Origin of the sequence: Mycobacterium sp. (genome assembly GCF_046091765.1) — a bacterium.
Taxonomy (GTDB): domain Bacteria; phylum Actinomycetota; class Actinomycetes; order Mycobacteriales; family Mycobacteriaceae; genus Mycobacterium.
In genome coordinates, this window is the sequence record NZ_JBJTCF010000050.1 from 1 (window position 1) to 20,960 (window position 20,960).

Below are 20,960 nucleotides of genomic sequence, written 5' to 3' on the forward strand. Positions count from 1 at the left end.
TCGCGTTGCGTCGAATTAAACCACATGCTCCACCGCTTGTGCGGGCCCCCGTCAATTCCTTTGAGTTTCAGCCTTGCGGCCGTACTCCCCAGGCGGGGTACTTCATGCGTTAGCGTCGGCACCCAGGGGGTCGCTCCCCCAAGCACCTAGTCCCCATCGTTTACGGCGTGGACTACCAGGGTATCTAATCCTGTTTGCTCCCCACGCTGTCGCGCCTCAGTGTCAGCTGATGCCCAGCAGGCCGCCTTCGCCACTGGTGTTCTTTCGGATCTCTACGCATTCCACCGCTACACCAGGAATTCCAGTCTCCCCTGCAGTACTCCAGTCTGCCCGTATCGCTCGCACGCTCACAGTTAAGCCGTGAGATTTCACGAACAACGCGACAAACCACCTACGAGCTCTTTACGCCCAGTAATTCCGGACAACGCTCGCACCCTACGTATTACCGCGGCTGCTGGCACGTAGTTGGCCGGTGCTTCTTCTGTACCTACCGTCACTTGCGCTTCGTCGGTACTGAAAGAGGTTTACAACCCGAAGGCCGTCATCCCCCACGCGGCGTCGCTGCATCAGGCTTGCGCCCATTGTGCAATATTCCCCACTGCTGCCTCCCGTAGGAGTCTGGGCCGTATCTCAGTCCCAGTGTGGCCGGACACCCTCTCAGGCCGGCTACCCGTCGTCGCCTTGGTAGGCCATCACCCCACCAACAAGCTGATAGGCCGCGGGCCCATCCCACACCGCAAAAGCTTTCCACCACAGACCATGCAGTCCGTGGTCCTATCCGGTATTAGACCTAGTTTCCCAGGCTTATCCCGAAGTGCAGGGCAGATCACCCACGTGTTACTCACCCGTTCGCCACTCGTGTACCCCCGAAGGGGCCTTACCGTTCGACTTGCATGTGTTAAGCACGCCGCCAGCGTTCGTCCTGAGCCAGGATCAAACTCTCCAAACAAAATCTACCCACGCCGTCGGCACGGGAAAGAAATCAGAGAACTACCTGACAACCAAGAAAACTTGGCATAACGCCACACCCCGACACGGGGCGCCGAAGTGCGGCAAAAAAACAAACAACAAACAAAAACCACCAAACACACTATTGAGTTCTCAAACAACACACCCACCGGACATCCGCCGTTAGGGCAACCCTGCCATCTTACTACGGAGACCCGGGCGGGTCAACCGGGGCTGTCGATCCGCTTGCGGCTGCGACGCTCCGTCTGAGGTGTAACCGTCAGTGTACCCGTTCTATTTCCGCGCCCAGACCGGACAGGTTCTCCACGAACAGCGGGTAGCCGCGGTCGATGTGGAAAACGTCGTGGACCTCGGTCTCCCCGTCAGCCACCAGCCCGGCCAGCACCAGCCCGGCGCCGGCCCTGATGTCGGAGGCCCAGACCGGGGCGCTGGACAGTTGCGGGATCCCGCGCACCACCGCGTGGTGGCCGTCGGTCCGCGCGTCGGCGCCCAGCCGGATCATCTCCTCGACGAACCGGAACCTCGCCTCGAAGACGTTCTCGGTGATCATCGAGGTGCCGTCGGCGATCGAAGCCATCGCGATGGCCATCGGCTGCAGGTCGGTCGGAAACCCGGGGAAGGGCAGGGTGGCGACGTTGCAGGCCTTGGGCCGCTCGTACTGCACCACCCGGAAACCGTTGTCGTGTTGGGTGACGGTGGCCCCCGCGTCGTGCAGTTTGTGCAGCACGACCTGAAGGTGGGACGGGTCGACTCCGGTGACGGCGATGTCCCCGCGGGTCATCGCCGCGGCCATCCCCCACGTCGCGGCGACGATCCGGTCGCCGATCACCCGATGCTCGGTCGGGTGCAGCCGCGCAACCCCGGTGATCGTCAGCGTCGGCGTGCCGCACCCCTCGATGCGGGCACCCATCTGGTTGAGCATCTCGCACAGGTCCACCACGTCGGGTTCGCGCGCGGCGTTGTGGATGACCGTCACCCCGTCAGCCACCACCGCGGCCATCAGGATGTTCTCCGTGGCCCCGACCGACGGGTATTCCAGCTGGATCTCCGCCCCCCGAAGGCGCTCCGCCGAGGCCACCACGCAGCCGTGCTCGATGGTGCACTCCGCTCCGAGCTGACGCAGGCCCGACTGGTGCATGTCCAGCGGGCGCGAGCCGATCGCGTCGCCGCCGGGCAGCGCGACGCGGGCCCGCTTGCAACGCCCGACGAGTGGGCCCAGCACGCACACCGACGCCCGGAACTGGCGCACCGCGGCGAAGTCGGCCTCGTACTTGGGTTCGTCCGGGGAGGTGATGCGGACCACCGACCCGTCGAGTTCGACGTTGGCGCCCAGGCCGCGCAGCACCTCGGCCATCAGTGGGACGTCGAGGATGTCGGGGCAGTTGGTGATCGTGGTGGTGCCCTCGGCCAGCAGGCTGGCCGCCATGAGCTTGAGCACGCTGTTCTTGGCGCCGGTGACGGCGACCTCGCCGGAGAGCCGGTTGCCGCCGGTCACCAGAAAGTGCTCGCCCACGAGCGCTTACTTTAGTCGAGCCAGGAGCCTGGACCGGGCCTGCCGGCCGGTACGGTCATAGCCATGGCAGTGCATCTGACCCGCATCTACACCCGGACCGGCGACGACGGGACGTCCGGACTCAGCGACTTCTCGCGGGTGGAGAAAAGCGATCCCCGCCTGATCGCCTACGCGGGCTGTGACGAGGCCAACGCAGCGATCGGGGTCGCGGTGGCCCTCGGCGGCCCCGGCGAGGCGCTGCGCTCGGTGCTCGAACAGATCCAGAACGACCTCTTCGACGCCGGCGCGGACCTGTCCACGCCCCTCGTCGCCGACCCGCAGTACCCCCCGCTGCGCATCACCCAGCCCTACATCGACCGGCTGGAGAAGTGGTGCGACGAGTACAACGAGACGCTGCCCGCACTGGAATCGTTCATCCTGCCCGGCGGTTCCGCCCTGTCGGCGCTGCTGCACGTCGCGCGCACGGTGACCCGGCGCGCGGAGCGTTCGGCATGGGTGGCGGTGAAGTCTTACCCCGACTCGGTCAGCCCGCTTCCGGCGCGCTACCTCAACCGGCTCTCGGATCTGCTGTTCATCCTGTCGCGGGTGGCCAACCCCGCCGGCGACGTGCTGTGGCAGCCGGGCGGACCTCACGCGAAGCGTCCTTCGCGTCCGGACGCGTAGCGATCACTCCGTCCTGCGCCGCGACCGCGGCGAGGGCCGGGACTCCAGCCAGGAGAGAAAAGCCGTCAGCGCCCCGCGGTCGAGCGCCATCTCGTAGCTGCGGCGCTGATCGCCGGTCGCGTCATCGAGTTCGAGCACGACCGTCTCGTCGTTCATGATGTCGAACTCGTCGCCGCGCGGCGCCCGCCGCGACACGATTTCCAGGCCGCGCCGACTCAGCCGCCGGTCCGGCCACGGCCGCAGGCTCGACAACCGGTAGAACCGCGCCTCGTCGCCTCGGTAGCGGATCACGCCGTGCCGCCAGCCGTGGCCGCCGACCGCAGGGACGTCGCGCAAGATGGCGGCGGTTCCGCCTTGGCCGAGCTTCCACAACCGGTAGCTCAGCGCGAGCACGACCGTGGCCAGGACGCCGATCAGCGCGACCATGGCCGTCGTCGTCGCGCTCATGGAACCTTCAGTCGAGCAGGCCCAGCGCTCGCAGTCGCGCCCGACCCCGAGCAGCTGTTCGCGGGTCATCGGAGGCCGCGTCGGCCTTGGCCTCCTCGGCGTCGATCTCGGACTCGAAGGCCGCGGATTCGGCGAGGATGGTCACCCCGGCTTCGGTGACCGACAGATAACCGCCGTCGACGGCGACCCGCAGGTCGTCCTCGCCCTCGCGCTCGACGCGCACCACCGCATCGTCGACCAGTTGCGCCAGCAGCGGAATGTGGTGGGGCAGGATCCCGATCTCGCCGGAGGTGGTGCGGGTGAACAGAAAGGTCGCCTTGCCCGACCAGATCTTGCGTTCGACGGCGACGATGTCGACGTCCAGTTCGGCCATCTCCCATCACCTCTCGCCGGGGCCGGCGTCGATCACGGTGCCGATCACAGCTTCGCGCCGAAGGTCTCGGCCTTCTTGGCCAGATCGTCGAGCCCGCCGATCAGGAAGAACGCTTGCTCGGGCAGGTGGTCGAACTCGCCCTTGGCGAGTTTGTCGAACGCCTCGACGGTCTCCTTGAGCGGCACGGTCGAGCCGGGCTGGCCGGTGAACTGCTCGGCCGCCATCATGTTCTGGCTCAGGAACCGCTCGATGCGCCGCGCCCGGTTCACCAGTTGCTTGTCCTCCTCGGACAGTTCGTCGATGCCGAGGATGGCGATGATGTCCTGCAGGTCCTTGTAGCGCTGCAGGATGCGGATGACTTCCTGCGCCACCCGGTAGTGCTCGTCACCCACGATGGCCGGATCCAGGATCGTCGAGCTCGACGCCAGCGGATCCACCGCCGGGAAGATGCCCTTGGAGAACACCGCCCGGGACAGCTCGGTGGTCGCGTCCAGGTGCGCGAAGGTGGTGGCCGGCGCGGGGTCGGTGTAGTCGTCGGCGGGCACGTAGACCGCCTGCATCGAGGTGATCGAGCGGCCCCTGGTCGAGGTGATGCGCTCCTGCAGCTCACCCATCTCGTCGGCCAGCGTCGGCTGGTAGCCCACCGCCGAGGGCATCCGGCCCAGCAGGGTGGACACCTCGGAGCCGGCCTGGGTGAACCGGAAGATGTTGTCGATGAACAGCAGCACGTCCTGGCCCTGCTCGTCGCGGAAGAACTCGGCCATCGTCAGCGCCGAGAGCGCGACCCGCATGCGGGTGCCGGGCGGTTCGTCCATCTGGCCGAACACCAGCGCGGTGTCCTTGAGCACGTTGGCCTCGCGCAGCTCGACCCACAGGTCGTTGCCCTCGCGGGTGCGCTCCCCCACCCCGGCGAACACCGAGGTGCCGCCGAAGTTGCGGGCGATGCGGTTGATCATCTCCTGGATCAGCACCGTCTTGCCCACTCCGGCGCCTCCGAACAGGGCGATCTTGCCGCCGCGCACGTAGGGGGTGAGCAGGTCGACGACCTTCAGGCCGGTCTCGAGCATCTCGGTGCGCGGCTCGAGTTCGTCGAAGGCCGGCGGACGGCGATGGATGGACCACTTCTCGAAGTCCTTGCCGTAGCCGGGTTCATCGAGGCAGACGCCGAGGGCGTTGAAGACGTGACCCTTGACACCGTCGCCGACCGGGACCGAGATCGACGCGCCGGTGTCGGTCACCGCGACACCGCGCACCAGTCCGTCGGTGGGCTGCATCGAGATGGTGCGCACCAGGTTGTCGCCGAGGTGCTGGGCGACCTCCAGGGTCAGCGTCTTGGCCAGCGACCCGTAGGAGATCTCCGCGTGCAGCGCGTTGAACAGCTCGGGGACCGCACCGCGGGGGAACTCCACGTCGACGACCGGTCCGGTGATGCGCACCACGCGCCCGGCGCTGTCGCTGCCCGCGGACTTGCGGGACTCGGCGGTAACAGTCATTTTCTTTCTCCGCTCTTCTACTTCGCGGCGTCGGCGAGCGCATTTGCGCCGCCGACGATTTCGCTGATTTCCTGGGTGATCTGGGCTTGCCGTTCGCGGTTGGCCATCAGGGTGAGGATCTTGATCAGATCATCGGCGTTATCGGTGGCCGCCTTCATCGCACGCCGCCGCGATGCGGACTCCGACGCGGCCGCCTCGAGCAGCGCCGCGAAGATCCGGGTGGCCACGTAGCGTGGCAGCAGCGACTCGAACAGTGTCGTGGCGTCCGGCTCGAACGAGAACAGGGTGTGCGGTCCGGACTCTTCCTCGACGTACTCCACTTCCATCGGCGCGATGCGGCGGGCCTCAGCGGTCTGGGAGAGCATCGAGCGGAATTCGGTGAAGACGATGTGTAGCTCGTCGACGCCGAGGATGCCGTCCGGGCCGGGTTCATCCCCGATGTCGTCCGCGCCGGCGAGGAACACCTCGACGAGGGTGTCGGCGATCTCCTGGGCGTTCTGATACGTCGGCTTCTCGGAGAATCCGATCCACGAGGAGGTGATGTTCCAGTTGCGGAAGCTGAAGTAGCCCAATGCCTTGCGCCCGACCACATAAGGGATCGGGGTCTTGCCCTCCGAGCGCAGCAGCGCGATCAGCTCCTCGGAGCGTCGCAGAAGGTTGGCGTTGTACGCGCCGCACAGCCCTCGATCGGAGGAGACGATCAGCACGGCGGCCCGCTTGGGATTCTCCCGGGCCACCAGCAGCGGATGATCCAGTGCGGACTCGGCGGCGAGATTGGTGAGCATGCTGGTGATTTCGTCCGCGTACGGACGGGCCGACTCGACGCGGGCCTGGGCCTTGGCGATGCGTGAAGTTGCGATCAGCTCCTGGGCCTTGGTGATCTTCTTGATCGACCCGGCCGAGCGGATGCGCCCGCGTAGTTCCCGAAGTGTGGCTGCCATGCTGTCGCTACTTCTTCTTCGGGGCGGGTTTGCGGACCTGAACCTTTTCCTTCTCGACGTCCGCCTCGTCCATCGCCTTGACGTGCTCGTCGGGGACGACCGAGCTGCCGTCGGAGGTGGCGAAGCCGCGCTTGAAGTCGGCGACGATGCCGTTGAGCGCCTCCTCGGTCTCCTCGGTCAGCTTCTGGGACTCCCGGATGTCACCGAGAACCTCCGGGCGGGCCGCCTTGACGTGCTCGATGAACTCCGCCTCGAAGCGCGACACGTCGGCGACCGGGACGGAGTCCAGGTGCCCCTTGGTGCCCAGGAAGATCGCCACCACCTGGTCCTCGACCGCCATCGGGCTGTACTGCGGCTGCTTGAGCAACTCCACCAGACGGGCGCCGCGCTCGAGTTGGGCCTTGGAGGCCTCGTCGAGGTCGGAGGCGAACGCGGCGAAGGCCTCCAGTTCGCGGTATTGCGACAGATCCAGCCGCAGTGAGCCGGCCACCTCCTTCATCGCCTTGATCTGGGCGGCACCGCCCACGCGCGACACCGAAACACCGACGTTGATGGCCGGCCGCACGCCCTGGTTGAACAGGTCGGTCTCCAGGAAGCACTGCCCGTCGGTGATGGAGATGACGTTGGTCGGGATGTAGGCCGAGATGTCGTTGGCCTTGGTCTCGATGATCGGCAGCCCGGTCATCGAGCCGCCGCCCAGTTCGTCGGACAACTTCGCGCAGCGTTCCAGCAACCGGGAATGCAGGTAGAACACGTCGCCCGGGTAGGCCTCGCGGCCGGGGGGCCGGCGCAGCAGCAGCGAGATCGCCCGATAGGCCTCTGCCTGCTTGGTCAGGTCGTCGAACACGATGAGCACGTGTTTGCCGTCGTACATCCAGTGCTGGGCGATCGCCGAGCCGGTGTAGGGAGCGAGCCACTTGAAACCCGCGGCGTCGGACGCCGGGGCGGCCACGATGGTGGTGTAGTCCATCGCTCCGCCCTCTTCCAGCGCGCGGCGCACGCTGGCGATGGTGGTGCCCTTCTGCCCCACCGCGACATAGACACAGCGGACCTGCTTCTTGGGATCGCCAGTCTCCCAGTTCTGACGCTGGTTGAGGATGGTGTCCACACAGACGGCGGTCTTGCCGGTCTTGCGGTCGCCGATGATCAGCTGACGCTGTCCGCGGCCGATCGGGGTCATCGCGTCGACCGCCTTGATGCCGGTCTGCAGCGGCTCGCTCACGCTCTGGCGCTGCACCACCGAGGGGGCCTGCAGTTCGAGGGCACGCCGGGTGGCGGCGGTGATCTCGCCGCGGCCGTCGATCGGCTGACCGAGCGGATTGACCACCCGGCCGAGGAACTCGTCACCGACGGGCACCGAGAGCACCTCGCCGGTGCGCTTGACCTGCTGCCCCTCCTCGATCTTGTCGAACTCACCGAGGATCACCGCGCCGATGCTGTGCTCGTCAAGGTTGAGCGCGACGCCGAGGACTCCGCCGGCGAACTCGAGCAGCTCCTGGGTCATCACCGAGGGCAGGCCCTCCACGTGGGCGATACCGTCGCCCGCGTCGATGACGGTGCCGATCTCCTCACGGCCGGTGCCCGCCTCGAAACTCGAGACGTAGCTTTCGATGGCTCCCTGAATGTCTTGAGCGGAGATGGTCAACTCTGCCATGGCTTCTCGTCTTCCTGCCTTCTTCGGGTACGTGCTCGGTGTACGTGCTGGGTGTGACGGGGCTTGTCAGGCGGTCCTAGTCGGGGAGTTTCGTCTCGGCTGCGGCCAGCCGCGTGGCCAGCGTCCCGTCGATCACCTCGTCGCCGACGGCGACCGAGAGGCCGCCGAGCAGTTCGGGATCGATGGTGAGCTGAACCGAGACCGGGACGTGGTAGATGCGGTTGAGCACCTGGGTCAGCCGTGAGCGCTGGGTGTCGGTCAGGTCCGCCGCGGCACTGACCTGGGCGACGATTTCACCTCGGTGCGCGACGGCAAGCTGGGCGAGTTCCTGCACCGCGTCGTCGGCACGTTCACCGTCGAGCTGCTCGACGGTCTGGGTGAGCAGCGTGCGCGCAATCGGATTCACCCCGGAAGATTCGAGCACCGAGCCCAACAGCGCCGTGCGGCCTCCGGCCGGCCGGGAGGGGTCGCTGAGCAGGGTGACGAGCCGGGGCTGGGTGTCGAGCAGCCGGCTGAACCGGAACAGCTGCTCGGCGACCTCGTCGGCCTGCTGCTCGCGCTCGGCGCGCACCAGCAGCGCCAGCCGCGCGACGTGTTCGACCGCGCTGACGAAGTCGCCGGTCTTCGACCACCGCACGCTCACGGCGGTGTCGAGGACCTCGCGGGCGGGGCCGGAGATCCGCTCACCCAGCAGCCGCTGCAGGAGCTGTTTTTTGGCGTCGGCCGCACCGGTGGCCTCGGCGAGGTGCCGGGCCAGGATCGGCTCGCGCTGGAGCAGTTTCACGACGGCACTGAGATCCTCGGAGAGGGTCGACAGCGCGTCGGCGTTCAGTGAGACCGCCACCGCGTTGAAACGCTCGACCAGCGCGGCCTGCGCTTCCCGGCTTGCCGAGCGCATGGTGGACGAGGCGATCTCCGGGGCGAACGCGGCCGGCGCCATCGCTTCGAGCTGGTCGAGGAACCGGTCAACGGTGGCCGCGCGGGCCTGCGGATCGGCGACGTGCGAGCGGACCAGATCGGCCGCACGGCGGACCGACTCGCTGCCCAGATCGGCCCGCAGTTGACGGACCAGCTGCGAGCGCAACAGGGCGAGCTGCTGCTGGCCCTGCACCTTGATCCGCTCCACCTCGACATCGGCTTGGGCCCGCAGTTGCTCGCCGATGCGGACTGAGTCGGCGCGGGCCTCCTCGGCGATGTGCCTGGCCTCGGCGCGGGCCTCCTCGATGCGCTTGGCGTGGAACTGACTGGCGCTGGCCAGCCGTTCCGAGGCCGCCGCGCTGTCCTCCAGTTGCTGGCGCACCGCGTCTTTCTGGGAGGCCATCAGGCGGCGGATCGGCGGCACGACGTAGCGCCCGATGATCCAGACGATGACGGCGAACCCGACGAGCTGTCCGATGAAGGTCGACACGCTAGCGTCCCGACACCGTCGAACCGGACACATCCACGCCCAGCACCCGGCTGGCCAGTGTCTCGGAAAGGGTTTGCACCGAGGACCGCAGGTTGCCCGCGATGGCGTCGCTTTGCTGCTTGAGTTCATCGTTGGCCTGCTGGAGGGTCTGGGCAACCTGCTCGTTGGCCCTGCCCCGCATGTCGTCGAGTACCGCGCGCCCCTCGGCGCGCGCCTCGTCCCGGATCCCGGCGGCCTCGGTGCGCGCCGCTCCCAACTGCTCGGCGTAGTCGGCCTCCGCAGCGGTCTCCTGCGCGATCGCGTTGCGGTTGTCCTCGGCGGTCTTGGCGGCCATCTTCTCCCGTTCGCCCAGCACTTTCTGGATCGGGGGCACCACGAACGTGCCGATCACGCCGAGCACGATCAGGAAGATGGCCAGCACGAAGAAGAAGGTTCCGTTGGGGATGAGGAAGTTGCTGGTACCGCCTTCCTCGGCCGCCGCCAGCACTGTGACGCCGACCCCTTCCATCACCGAGACCTCAGCCGAGCCCATGGCCGACTAGGACGCGCCGGGCGTGGCGAACACGAAGAGTGCCATGAACGCCAGGTTGATGAAGTACGCCGCCTCCACCAGACCGACGGTGATGAAGAACGGGGTGAAAAGCCGGCCCTGGGCCTCGGGTTGGCGGGCGATGCCGGAGATCAGCGCGTTGCCGGCGATGCCGTCGCCGATCCCGGCGCCGATCGCGCCGCCGCCCAGGATGAGTCCGCCGCCGATCAGTGCGCCGGCAACGATGGTGGGGTCTGCCATTACTTATCCTCCTTGGTTGCTGGCAGGGGTGCTACCAGTTCGGTGGGTGCTCGTGCGGTGTCGTTGCATGCCGGGTCAGTGCTCCTCGTCCAGTTCCATCGACTGGCTGAAGTACAAGATGGTGAGCAGCGAGAAGATGAACGCCTGAATCAGCCCGACGAACAGGTCGAAGGTCTTCCAGATCGCGTTGGGCGCCCACATGATGTATGGCGGGAACAGCGCGATCAGCGCGACCATGATGCCGCCGGCGAAGATGTTGCCGAAGAGTCGCAGCGACAGCGAGATCGGCTTGGCGATCTCCTCGACGAGGTTGATCGGCGCCAGGAAGGCGACGTGCCCCTTGAGCAGCTTGACGGGGTGGCCGATCAGACCGCGGCGCCAGAAACCGGCGGCGTGGTAGCACAGGAACACGAACAGGGCGAGCGCCAGCACGAAGTTGATGTCCGATGCGGGCGGCTTGAGCAGTTCGTGGGTGCCGCCCTCGGCGGTGCCGTACTGGACCGGCAGCACCGAAATCCAGTTGGCGACGAGAATGAAGATGAACAGCGTCACCGCCAGCGGGAGTACGAACGGGGCGATCTTCATGCCGATCGCCGACTCGATCTGGCCGCGCATCTGGGTGGTGATCGCCTCCCAGAACAGCTGGACCCCGCTGGGCACGCCGGTCGAGGTGACCTTGGCCTTGAGGAAGAAGGCCAGCGCGATCACGATCACACCCGCGATCGCGGTGGCCAGGATGGTGTCGGTGTTGACGGTCATACCCAGCCAGGTGGCCGTGGTGTGGTGGCCGACCTCGATGGCACCCTCGGCGAGGATGCGCTCGGTCCCTGCGGTCATAGCACTCAATCCTTGAGCATGTCGTCGGACAGTGAGGCCGAAATGGCCGGACCGGTCTCCGCCGGGGCCGATTCGGGGGCCAGGCCGTCGGGTCCGCCGGCGCGGATCTTCTTCCACACCGGCAGTGCGGTGCTCAGGACCAGCACGACCTGGAAGAGCGCCAGGCCGAAGACGACGCCCAGGCCGGTCGGCCGGAAGATGTACGCGATGGCCAGGCCCACCACCGAGATGACCATCAGGCGGGTCGCGGAGTTCAGCGCCATCTTGCGCTTGAGCGGATGGGCGCCGGCGGTGATGGCGGCCACCGAACGGCGAACCAGCAGCGCGTTGAGCAAACCCAATCCCAGGCCGACGCCGAAGAACACCCCGAAGAGCGGGTGTCCGGCCCACGCGGACAGCCCGATCGCCACGCCCGTGAGGGCGGCGCAGAGGCCGAGCAGGACGGCGGGGCGAAACGCTACCGACGGGAACACCAACGGCGCTTCGTGCGCTGGCGTCGTCACCGGTTCACCTTCTGTCCACGGGCAGCGACTCCGTGCGCCCGGCCGATTCGTGTCCGCACGGTATCACACAGTCGGAGGGGGTTTTCGGGTCACGCAGAACCCTGAGTTCACTCCCGGATAGACGTCCGATAGCCCTCATCACGCGAGCGCAGCAACGGGATCACGGTGACCACCAGGGCCACGACGATCGCCACCAGCATGACCGCGCCGCCGTACTGCGGGCCGATGAAGATCGTGCTGGCCGCGCCCAGTGCCACGATGCCGACCCACAGGTAGATCACCAGCACGACGCGGCGATGGGAGTGACCGATCTCCAGCAGCCGGTGGTGCAGGTGCATCTTGTCCGGGCTGAACGGACTGCGCCCGGCGCGGGTGCGCCTGACGATGGCCAGCAACATGTCCAGGGCCGGCACGAAGACCACCGCCACCACGAGCAGAAACGGCGAGAGCAGCGCGTAGACGTCGCGGGTTCCGTAGGCGCTCTGCGAGATCGGGCCGGCCGCGGTCGTCGACGCCGCGGCCAGCATCAGGCCGATCAGCATCGACCCGGAGTCGCCCATGAAGATCCGGGCCGGGTGGAAGTTGTGCGGCAGGAAGCCCAGGCAGGCCCCGGCCAGCACGACGGAGATGACCGCCGGGGGGTAGAACAGCACGTCTCCACCGTGGTCGCGGAGCAGGCCGACCGAGAAGATGCAGATGGCCATCGCCGCGATGAGGCCCAGCCCGGCCGCCAACCCGTCGAGGCCGTCGACGAAGTTCATCGCGTTGATGATCGCCACCGTCAGGGCCAGCGTGAGCAAGATCGACGACGCCTGGTCGAGGACGATCGTGCCCACCCCGCCGAACGGGATGTAGAGCACGCTCCAGGCCACGCCCATGGTGACCAGGACGCTGGCCGCGGTGATCTGTCCGGCGAACTTGGTCAGCGCGTCCAGACCCCACCGATCGTCGATCAGGCCGATGCCCATCACCAGCCCGCCGGCGATCACCACCGCCGGCATTCCCGAGGAGTAGACGAACCCGCGGGTCAGCGCGGGCAGCTGGGAGGCGAGGAAGACCGCGGTGACCACGCCCAGGTACATCGCCAGCCCGCCCATGCGCGGGGTCGGTTGCAGGTGGACGTCGCGCTCGCGGGGATAGGCGACCGCGCCCAGTCTGGTGGCAAGCTGTCGCACCCCGCCGGTGGCGAAGTAGGTCACGATCGCCGCCGTCAGCCCGACGAGCACCAGTTCCCGCAGGGGTACGCCGGCGCCGCGGTCAGACAGCGCCAGGTAGTGCGTCACGATTCCGCTAATGGTCAAACGGTACTGCACGCGGCCGTGGCCGCCGCGCTGCTCAGCCGGTCAGCGAGGCAGCGTCGACGTCGAGCACGCGGGCAACCGCCTCGACGCTGACGGGTCCCTCCCGCAGGATGCGCGGCGGCTGCACGGTCAGGTCGACGATGGTCGACGCGGCCAGCTCCGGGCAGGGCCCGCCGTCGAGGTAGACCTCGACGAGGTCTCCGAGTTGACGCTGCGCCTCCTCGGCGGTGGTGGCGGGGGGTTGGCCGGAGACGTTGGCGCTGGAGACCGCCATCGGACCGGTCTGGCGGAGCAGTTCCAGGGCCACCGGGTGCAGCGGCATGCGCAGCATCACCGTGCCCCGCGCATCGCCGAGGTCCCACTGCAGCGACGGCGCCTGCCGGACCACCAGGCTCAGCGCGCCCGGCCAGAACGCCCGGATGAGTTCGCGGGCGCTGTCGGGGACGGCGTAGACCAGACCCTCGATGGTGTGCCAGGACCCCACCAGCACACCCACCGGCATGTCGCGCCCGCGCCCCTTGGCGGCCAGCAGGCTCGCCACCGCCCCGCCGTCGAACGCGTCGGCACCGATGCCGTAGACGGTGTCGGTGGGCATGACCACCAGCCGGCCGCTGGTGACCGCGGCCGTCGCCGCTGCCAGTGCCGCCGAGCGCCGGGCCGGGTCGCGGCAGTCGAGGAACTGGGTCATCGCCGCGGGCTCCGCCGTGCGGTCACGAACCGGGGACGCCCGCACAGATCGCGGCGGGACTCGACGGCGTCGAAGCTCCGGGCGAGCAGGTCGGCCGTGGCCGCGGCGGCGGTGTCGTCGTGTTCGATGGCCAGCAGTCCGCCGGATTTCAGCCAGCCGGTCGCGCGCGCGACCACCGCGGCGATCACCGCCATCCCGTCCGGGCCGCCGAAGAGCGCGTGCGCCGGGTCGTGGCAGGCGACCTCAGGCTCCAGTGGCGTCCCGTCCGGCAGGTACGGCGGGTTGGCCACCACCAGGTCGACCGAGTCGGTCAGCTCCGCCAGCAGGCCCGGGTCGCCGACATCACCGGCGACGACCTCCACGGTGCCGGCCGGGGTGCTCGACGCGGCGTTGCGCCGCGCGTACTCCAGCGCCGCCGCGTCGTCGTCGACTGCGATCACCCGGGCGGCGGTCAGTCGCGAGGCCAGCGCGATCGCCAGCGCGCCCGAGCCGGTGCACACGTCGAGGATCACCGGTGCGCGCGGGAGGGGCTGCGCAAGCGCCCATTCCAGCAGCGACTCGGTCTCCGGGCGCGGGATGAAGACTCCGGGACCGACCTGGACCTCGATCGGCCCGAACGCGGCGGTCCCGGTGATGTGCTGCAGCGGCACCCGGCGGACCCGCACCGCGACCGCCCGGTCGAAGCGGTCCTGGAAGTCACCGCCCGAGAGTCCCGTCAACCCGGTCATGGTGAGCATGCCGCGCTCGGCGCCGGCCACGTGAGCCGCCAGCAGCTCGGCGTCGGCGCGCGCCGACTCGATACCGGCACGCGCCAGAGCGGCTGCGGCGTCGTCGATCGCCGCGCGCAGCCATTGCCGTCCGGTCATGCCCGCTGCAGCCTGGCGTGCTTGTCGGCGGCGGCCAGCGCGTCGAGCAGGTCGTCGAGATCACCGTCGAGCACCTGGTCGAGGTTGTGCGCCTTGAAGCCGATCCGGTGATCAGTGATCCGGTTCTCCGGGAAGTTGTAGGTGCGGATGCGCTCGCTGCGGTCGACGGTGCGGATCTGGCTGGCCCGGTCGGCCGAGGCCTCGGCCAGCGCCTGCTCCTCGGCGAGCGCCTGCAACCGCGCGGCCAGCACCTGCATGGCGCGGGTCTTGTTCTGCAGCTGCGAGCGTTCGTTCTGGCAGGTGACCACGATGCCGGTCGGCAGGTGGGTGATCCGCACCGCCGAGTCGGTGGTGTTCACCCCCTGCCCGCCCTTGCCCGACGAACGGAACACGTCGATGCGCAGATCGGACTCGTCGATGCTGACCTGCTCGACCTCGTCGGGTTCGGGATAGACCAGCACCCCGGCCGCCGAGGTGTGCACCCGGCCCTGCGACTCGGTGACCGGGACCCGCTGCACTCGGTGCACGCCGCCCTCCCACTTCAGCCGCGACCACACGCCGTCGGGTGAGTCCCCCCGAGCGGCGATCGCCAGCGTCGCCTCCTTGTAGCCGCCCAGATCCGAGAAGGTCTCGTCGAGCACGGTCACGGCCCAGCCGCGCCGTTCGGCGTAGCGGATGTACATGCGGGCCAGGTCGGCGGCGAACAACGCCGACTCCTCCCCGCCCTCGCCGGACTTGACCTCCAGCACGATGTCGTCGCCGTCGTGCGGATCGCGGGGGGCGAGCATGTCGGTGAGCTGGTCATCGAGTTCGGCGACGCGCGCCTCCAACTCGTCGACCTCCTCGGCGAACGAGTCGTCGTCGGCGGACAGTTCTCGGGCGGCCTGCAGGTCGCCGCGCGCGGTCTCCAGTTTGCGGTAGGTCGCCACGATCGGCGCCAGCTGGGCGAACCGCCGCCCCACCCGCCGGGCGTTGCCGGTGTCGCTGTGCAGTTCGGGGTCAGAAAGCTGGCGTTCCAGATCGGCGTGCTCGGCCAGCACGGCATCGATCGCCGTGGCGGGAGCGCTGGTCACCGTCGGTCCTCTCTGCCTGGTCCGGCCTGCCCGAACGCAAACCGACGCCCGGCCTCTCGCGGCTGCGACAGACGGGCGTCGGCGGGGCGGCTAGTTGTCCGTGGCCTCGGCCGGCTTGCGCTTGCCGTAGCGCCGCTCGAACCGGGCGACGCGACCGCCGCTGTCGAGGATCTTCTGCTTGCCGGTGTAGAAGGGGTGGCACTGCGAGCAGACCTCGGCCACGATGCGGCCGTTCTCCTTGGTGCTGCGGGTCTCGAACGAGTTGCCGCAGCCGCAGACCACCGTGGTCGCGGCGTACGCGGGGTGAATGCCGTTCTTCATGATGTCCTTTGCGATTGGTTGGGTCCATTATGCCAGTTCAGCGGCGACCAGCCCAAATGGGCGGCGGCCCTGTCCCACCTCGCGTTTCGCGGTAGCGCCCGTCGGTGCTGCGGCTCCAGAGCACCCCGGTCGGCACGGCGAGCGCCTGGGCGCTCAGCGCCCGCTTGAGCACCTTGTTGGTGGCGGTCACCGGCAGCTCGTCGGTGATCCAGACGTGGCGCGGCCAGGACTTGGGCGAGAGGTCGGGCTGGGCGGACAAAAACGCGGCCAGCCCGTCGGGACTCAGCGTCGCGTCCGACCGCAGCACGATCGCGGCCATCATCGCGTCGCCCACCCGTTCGTCGGGGACCGCGTAGATCGCGACGCGGCTCAGCGCCTGCAGCCGGAAGAGGATGCGCTCGACCGGCGCGACGGCGATGTTCTCCCCGTCCACCCGCAACCAGTCCGCCGTGCGGCCGGCCAGATAGATCCAGCCCTCGGCGTCGCGGTAGGCCAGATCCCCCGACCAGTACATGCCGTGGCGCAACCGCTCGTCGGTGGCCACCGGGTCGTTGTAGTAGCCCCCGAACAGCCCCGCGCCGGTGGTGTTGACGATCTCCCCGATCGCCTGCTCGGCGTTGACCAGAGCTCCGGTCGCATCGAACTCCGCGACCGGGCACTCGGTGCGCGTATCCGGGTGGTAGATCGCCACCCCGGGAAATCCGCGACCCACCGAACCGGACGGGCAGTCGCCGTCGCGGGTGATGATCACCGCTCCCTCAGTGGAGCCGAATCCGTCCCACACCGTGCAGCCGAAACGGCGGCCGAATTCCTCGATGTCGCGCTCGGTTGCCTCGTTGCCGAAAGCCACCCGCAGTGGGTTTTCGCGCTCGCCGGGATGCTCAGGGGTCGCCAGCACGTAGGCCAGCGGCTTGCCGACGTAGTTGAGATAGGTCACCCCGTAGCGGCGCAGATCGCCGAGCAGACCGCTGGCCGAGAACGCCGCCGGTGCCATCGCCGCGCCGGCGCTCAGCGCCACCGACCATCCGGCCAGCAGGGCGTTGGAGTGAAACAGCGGCATCGACAGGTAGCACACGTCCTCGGCGGTGATCGAGAAGCGTTGCACCAGAGCAATTCCCGAGAAGGGCACCATCATGTGCGCGACCTGTACCGCTTTGGGCTCGCCGCTGGTCCCCGAGGTGAAGATCAGCATGAAGGTGTCGCTCGGGACGACTTCGCGGTACGGGGTCAGCTCCCCCGCGTCGGCGTGCAACGCCCCGGTCTGTTCGGAGTCGACGTCGATGACGCGCACCCCGGGAAGGTGCAACCCGTCGAGCAAGTCGCGGTGAGCGTCGTCGGTGAGCAGGATCTGGCAGTCGGCGGTGGCGATGTCGCGGGCCAGCCCGTCCCCGCGTCGGGTGGTGTTGATGCCGCACAACACGTAACCGCCCAGCCCGGCGGCGGCCATCGCGACCAGCATCGCCGGGGTGTTTCCCAGCAGGGTGCCGACGTGCAACGGGCGGGCCGGGTCGGCCAGCGCGATCAGCGCCGCCGCCTGGCGCGACGCCTCGTCAAGGTGCTCGGACCAACTCCAAACCCGCTCGCCGTACTTGACCGCCGGGCCTTGGTCGCCGCGGCGTTCCCGAAGCATCTGCTGGACGGTGTCGGGCATGTCAGCAGCGACGGCCGGCCAGCAGCATCACCAGGTCGCGGATCGGAGCACGCACCTCGCGGCCCTGCCCGACCGTGAAGTCGGCATCCGTGGCGATCAGCCGGGTGCCCTGCAGGCGGCGTGCCGGGCGCAGGGGAAAGCGCATCTGCCACAGATGCCGCGCGACCTCGACGGCCGCGTCACCGGGCATCGGTCGGTCAATCCCCAGCGGCACGGCGATGTCCTGGCCGTGCACCAACACGTCCATCAGCGGATCGCGGTCGCTGGTCCCGGGAATCTTGGTGCGCGAGCCGACCATCGCGTGCAGGGCGGCGACGATCTCCTGCTGCGGGCGGTGGTCCTCGATGGCCAGTCGCCGGATCATCGGGTCGAACCGGAACCCGGAACGCAGCGCCTCGAGCATCACCCGCGCCGGATTCATGTGCGAGTGGGTCAGGTGCGCCGCAACGTCTCGCACCCGCCAGCCCTCGCACAGTGACGGCGTCTGCCACTGCTGGGGGGTCAAACCCGCCAGAAGATCAGCCAGGTCGGCGCGCTGTGAGTCGATGACAGCCCAGATCTCGTCGCTGTTCATCGGCTCGGGCTTCATCGGCTCAGGCTTCGTCGGCCGTCCCCGGCGCGGTCTTGGAGACCTGGACTAAGAACTCGTAATTGTTCTTGGTCTTGCGCAGCTGGCTCATCAGAAGATCGATGGCCTGGTGGGAGTCCAGGCCGCTGAGCACCCGGCGAAGCTTGTGCACGACGGCGAACTCGTCGGTGGACAGCAGCAGTTCGTCCTTGCGGGTGCCCGACGGGTTGACGTCGACGGCCGGGAAGACCCGGCGCTCGGCGATCTTGCGGTCCAGCTTCAGCTCGGCGTTGCCGGTGCCCTTGAACTCCTCGAAGATGACCGTGTCGCCGGTCGAACCGGTTTCCACCATCGCGGTGGCGATGATGGTCAGCGAGCCGCCGTCCTCGATGTTGCGCGCCGCGCCGAGGAAGCGCTTGGGCGGATACAGCGCGGTGGAGTCCACGCCGCCGGACAGGATGCGACCCGAGGCCGGCGAGGCGTTGTTGTAGGCACGGCCGAGCCGGGTGATCGAGTCAAGCAGCACCACGACGTCGCGGCCCTGCTCGACCAGACGCTTGGCCCGCTCGATGGCCAACTCGGCCACCGTCGTGTGATCGGAGGGCGGACGGTCGAAGGTCGAGGCGATGACCTCGCCCTTGACCGAGCGCTGCATGTCGGTCACTTCCTCGGGCCGCTCGTCGACGAGGACGACCATGAGGTGGCACTCGGGGTTGTTCCTGGTGATCGCGTTGGCGATGTCCTGCAGGATGGTGGTCTTGCCGGCCTTGGGCGGCGAGACGATCAGCGCGCGCTGACCCTTGCCGATCGGCATGATCAGGTCGATCACCCGGGTGGTCAGCCGGTCGGGTGTGGTCTCCAGGCGCAGCCGCTGATTGGGATAGAGCGGGGTGAGCTTGCCGAACTCGGGACGGTTGCGGGCCTCCTCGACCGGGCCGCCGTTGACGGTGTCCAGTCGCACCAGGGGGTTGAACTTCTGGCGCTGGTTGCTGGCCTCGCCCTCCCGGGGCATGCGGACCGCGCCGGTGATGGCGTCACCGCGGCGCAGACCGTTCTTGCGCACCATGTTCATCGAGACGTAGACGTCGTTGGGTCCGGGCAGATAGCCGGACGTGCGCACGAAGGCGTAGTTGTCCAGGACGTCGAGAATGCCGGCCACCGGCTGGATGACGTCGTCCTCGCGCAGTTCGGTGTCGCCGCCCTCGCCGCCGGTGCGCTCACCGCGGCGGCGGCGGTCGCGGAACCGTCGCCCGCGCCGGCCGCCCCGGCCCTCGCCGTCGTCGTCGCGGGGCTGCTGGCCGGATGACTCGCCGCTCTGGGCGGCGGGTCCGCGCTCCTCGGCCGGTTCGCCGGACTCCTGCGCGGTCTTCGCGGGCCGCTCGGCCGCCGCGGGCTGGGAGCCCGACCCGCCGCTGCGACTGTCCTGGATGGCCGCGATCAGTTCGTTCTTGCGCATCCCCGAGGTGCCCTTGACGCCCGCCTGGTTGGCCAGTGCCCGCAGTTCGGGCAGGACCATGGTGGTCAGCGAGCCGTCGGATCCTTCGGAGGCCACGGCGACCGCCGATCGGGTCGCCGGGGTGCGGTCGTCCACCGCGATGAGGTCCGTTTCGGTCACGGAATTCCTTTCTCTCCCCGCGTTCGTTCCGCGGGGTTTCCGGCGCTCAGCTCAACTATTCGCCGAGCGCGTCTCACCGTCGTCCGTGCCAAGTGTTGCCGCGGAAGGTCAGGGGCCGAGTCGTCAGCCCGCTGGGTTACACGCGAGGACCTGAAGAAGACCTGGTGATCGTTGGTGATCGTCCTAGTGTCGGCGCAGCGTGAGCGCTGCGGTTGCTGGACGACCCTGAGAATAGCGGCCCTACTCGTCGGAAGCAAGAAAGCCACGCCGACGGCACCGCACTCACCGCGTCGGCCGGGCCTGCCGACTGTGACGATTCTCACCCACCCCGCGTGCCGTGAGCGGCGACGACGCCCGATCCCCACCGCACCGGCTCGCCCACGCTCACCTCGGTCACGACGAAGCCGTGCGCGCCGCCGGCGTCGATCGCCTCGTCCGGCAGGTCGTCACCGTCGGTCAGCGCGAGTACGGCCGGGCCGGCACCGGAGAGCACCGCCGGAACCCCGTGCCCGCGCAGCACGTCCAGGTACTGCGCCGAGGCAGGCAGCGCCGCGGCGCGCTGCGGTTGGTGCAGCGCATCCTCGGTGGCGACCATCAGCAGATCCGGTCGTTCGGTCAGCGCCACCACCAGCAGGGCCGCCCGGCTGAGGTTGAAGCGGGCCGCCTCGTGGGTCACGTGCGCCGGAAGCAGCACCCGCGTCACCGCGGTCGACGAGCGTGCCTGCGGGATCGCGATGAAGAGCCGGATGTCGGGATGCAGAGTGATGGGTGCGGCACCGTAGCGTGGCGAGGACGGATCGGACTCGGTCCAGGACACCACCGCTCCGCCGAGCACCGCCGCCGACGCGTTGTCCGGATGGCCCTCGGCCTGTGACGCCAGCTGGATCAGCTGATCGTCGCTGAGGGTCGGTCGATGGGCTTGCGCGGCAAAGGCATTGGCGATCGCCAGGCCCCCGACCAGAGCGGCCGCCGAGGACCCCAGCCCTCGCGCGTGCGGGATGGTGTTGCGGCAGCGCACCACCAGTCCGGCCGCATGCAGTCCCAGCGCGGCCAGTCCGCCGTGGATGCTGGCGACCACCAGGTGCTCAGGGCCGGTGGGAACCTCGCCGGCGCCCTCGCCGTCGACATCGACGACCAGTCCGGATCCGGCGGTCTCGACGACGATCTCGTCGTAGCGGCCCAGCGCCAGCCCGAGGCTGTCGAAACCGGGACCGAGGTTGGCGCTGGAGGCCGCCACGGTGGCGCTGGCGGTCAGGCCGGCGGGCAGCGCGGCGGAATCGGGCATC

Annotated in this window: 21 protein-coding genes and 1 rRNA gene; 1 reads left to right on the forward strand and 21 read right to left on the reverse strand. The window is 68.7% G+C overall.

What is annotated here, in order from left to right; genetic code table 11:
• Together ACKOB8_RS04450 and murA are read right to left on the reverse strand one after the other, a co-directional pair.
• Positions 1 to 949: ribosomal RNA gene (locus ACKOB8_RS04450) — 16S ribosomal RNA — on the reverse strand; the annotation flags it as partial.
• A gap of 279 nt (positions 950 to 1,228) precedes the next feature.
• Positions 1,229 to 2,482 (reverse strand): UDP-N-acetylglucosamine 1-carboxyvinyltransferase, encoded by a 1,254-nt coding sequence (gene murA, locus ACKOB8_RS04455; protein ID WP_526376013.1) that lies wholly within the window; start codon positions 2,480 to 2,482, stop codon positions 1,229 to 1,231.
• 63 nt (positions 2,483 to 2,545) lie between these two features.
• Here murA and ACKOB8_RS04460 point away from each other — a divergent pair, with 63 nt between their 5' ends.
• Positions 2,546 to 3,145 carry a cob(I)yrinic acid a,c-diamide adenosyltransferase gene (locus ACKOB8_RS04460; protein ID WP_526376014.1) on the forward strand — a complete coding sequence of 200 codons (600 nt, stop codon included), beginning with the start codon at positions 2,546 to 2,548 and terminating at the stop codon, positions 3,143 to 3,145.
• A gap of 3 nt (positions 3,146 to 3,148) precedes the next feature.
• Here ACKOB8_RS04460 and ACKOB8_RS04465 read toward each other — a convergent pair whose 3' ends face one another.
• The 19 genes from ACKOB8_RS04465 to thrB form a co-directional block, all read right to left on the reverse strand.
• Complete coding sequence (locus tag ACKOB8_RS04465) at positions 3,149 to 3,592, reverse strand: DUF2550 family protein (RefSeq protein WP_526376015.1); 444 nt, start codon at positions 3,590 to 3,592, stop codon at positions 3,149 to 3,151.
• A 7-nt stretch (positions 3,593 to 3,599) separates the two neighbouring features.
• Positions 3,600 to 3,965 (reverse strand): F0F1 ATP synthase subunit epsilon, encoded by a 366-nt coding sequence (locus tag ACKOB8_RS04470; RefSeq protein WP_526376016.1) that lies wholly within the window; start codon positions 3,963 to 3,965, stop codon positions 3,600 to 3,602.
• Between the two features lie 44 nt (positions 3,966 to 4,009).
• Positions 4,010 to 5,458: a F0F1 ATP synthase subunit beta gene (atpD, locus tag ACKOB8_RS04475; RefSeq protein WP_526376017.1), complete on the reverse strand. Its 1,449-nt coding sequence runs from the start codon at positions 5,456 to 5,458 to the stop codon at positions 4,010 to 4,012.
• Between the two features lie 17 nt (positions 5,459 to 5,475).
• Positions 5,476 to 6,399 carry a F0F1 ATP synthase subunit gamma gene (locus tag ACKOB8_RS04480; RefSeq protein ID WP_526376018.1) on the reverse strand — a complete coding sequence of 308 codons (924 nt, stop codon included), beginning with the start codon at positions 6,397 to 6,399 and terminating at the stop codon, positions 5,476 to 5,478.
• 7 nt (positions 6,400 to 6,406) lie between these two features.
• A complete protein-coding gene (atpA, locus tag ACKOB8_RS04485; RefSeq protein WP_526376019.1) occupies positions 6,407 to 8,053 on the reverse strand; it encodes a F0F1 ATP synthase subunit alpha in 1,647 nt (548 codons plus the stop codon).
• A gap of 76 nt (positions 8,054 to 8,129) precedes the next feature.
• Positions 8,130 to 9,461 (reverse strand): F0F1 ATP synthase subunit B/delta, encoded by a 1,332-nt coding sequence (locus ACKOB8_RS04490; RefSeq protein WP_526376020.1) that lies wholly within the window; start codon positions 9,459 to 9,461, stop codon positions 8,130 to 8,132.
• A gap of 1 nt (position 9,462) precedes the next feature.
• Positions 9,463 to 9,969 (reverse strand): F0F1 ATP synthase subunit B, encoded by a 507-nt coding sequence (locus ACKOB8_RS04495; protein ID WP_526376040.1) that lies wholly within the window; start codon positions 9,967 to 9,969, stop codon positions 9,463 to 9,465.
• A 30-nt stretch (positions 9,970 to 9,999) separates the two neighbouring features.
• Complete coding sequence (locus ACKOB8_RS04500; RefSeq protein ID WP_005148260.1) at positions 10,000 to 10,251, reverse strand: F0F1 ATP synthase subunit C; 252 nt, start codon at positions 10,249 to 10,251, stop codon at positions 10,000 to 10,002.
• 75 nt (positions 10,252 to 10,326) lie between these two features.
• Entirely contained in the window at positions 10,327 to 11,088 is a 762-nt protein-coding gene (gene atpB / locus ACKOB8_RS04505) for a F0F1 ATP synthase subunit A (RefSeq protein WP_526376021.1), read from the reverse strand.
• Between the two features lie 5 nt (positions 11,089 to 11,093).
• Positions 11,094 to 11,591, reverse strand: a complete 498-nt coding sequence (locus ACKOB8_RS04510; RefSeq protein WP_526376022.1) for an ATP synthase subunit I — start codon at positions 11,589 to 11,591, stop codon at positions 11,094 to 11,096.
• Positions 11,592 to 11,698: 107 nt separating this feature from the next.
• Positions 11,699 to 12,874: a glycosyltransferase family 4 protein gene (locus ACKOB8_RS04515; protein WP_526376023.1), complete on the reverse strand. Its 1,176-nt coding sequence runs from the start codon at positions 12,872 to 12,874 to the stop codon at positions 11,699 to 11,701.
• A 52-nt stretch (positions 12,875 to 12,926) separates the two neighbouring features.
• The gene (locus tag ACKOB8_RS04520) at positions 12,927 to 13,580 is read right to left on the reverse strand and encodes an L-threonylcarbamoyladenylate synthase (RefSeq protein WP_526376024.1); all 654 of its coding nucleotides are present in this window, start codon (positions 13,578 to 13,580) and stop codon (positions 12,927 to 12,929) included.
• Entirely contained in the window at positions 13,577 to 14,446 is an 870-nt protein-coding gene (prmC, locus tag ACKOB8_RS04525) for a peptide chain release factor N(5)-glutamine methyltransferase (protein ID WP_526376025.1), read from the reverse strand. Before prmC ends, ACKOB8_RS04520 begins: the two co-directional genes overlap by 4 nt.
• Entirely contained in the window at positions 14,443 to 15,519 is a 1,077-nt protein-coding gene (prfA, locus tag ACKOB8_RS04530) for a peptide chain release factor 1 (protein WP_526376026.1), read from the reverse strand. Before prfA ends, prmC begins: the two co-directional genes overlap by 4 nt.
• Before the next feature lie 90 nt (positions 15,520 to 15,609).
• The gene (gene rpmE / locus ACKOB8_RS04535) at positions 15,610 to 15,840 is read right to left on the reverse strand and encodes a 50S ribosomal protein L31 (RefSeq protein WP_526376027.1); all 231 of its coding nucleotides are present in this window, start codon (positions 15,838 to 15,840) and stop codon (positions 15,610 to 15,612) included.
• A gap of 37 nt (positions 15,841 to 15,877) precedes the next feature.
• A complete protein-coding gene (gene fadD1 / locus ACKOB8_RS04540) occupies positions 15,878 to 17,491 on the reverse strand; it encodes a fatty-acid--CoA ligase FadD1 (RefSeq protein WP_526376028.1) in 1,614 nt (537 codons plus the stop codon).
• Between the two features lies 1 nt (position 17,492).
• Positions 17,493 to 18,065, reverse strand: coding sequence for a maleylpyruvate isomerase family mycothiol-dependent enzyme (locus tag ACKOB8_RS04545; RefSeq protein ID WP_526376041.1), 573 nt, complete (start codon positions 18,063 to 18,065; stop codon positions 17,493 to 17,495).
• Positions 18,066 to 18,084: 19 nt separating this feature from the next.
• Positions 18,085 to 19,674: a transcription termination factor Rho gene (rho, locus tag ACKOB8_RS04550; RefSeq protein WP_526376029.1), complete on the reverse strand. Its 1,590-nt coding sequence runs from the start codon at positions 19,672 to 19,674 to the stop codon at positions 18,085 to 18,087.
• A gap of 319 nt (positions 19,675 to 19,993) precedes the next feature.
• Complete coding sequence (thrB, locus tag ACKOB8_RS04555; protein WP_526376030.1) at positions 19,994 to 20,959, reverse strand: homoserine kinase; 966 nt, start codon at positions 20,957 to 20,959, stop codon at positions 19,994 to 19,996.
• Between the last annotated feature and the right edge of the window lies 1 nt (position 20,960).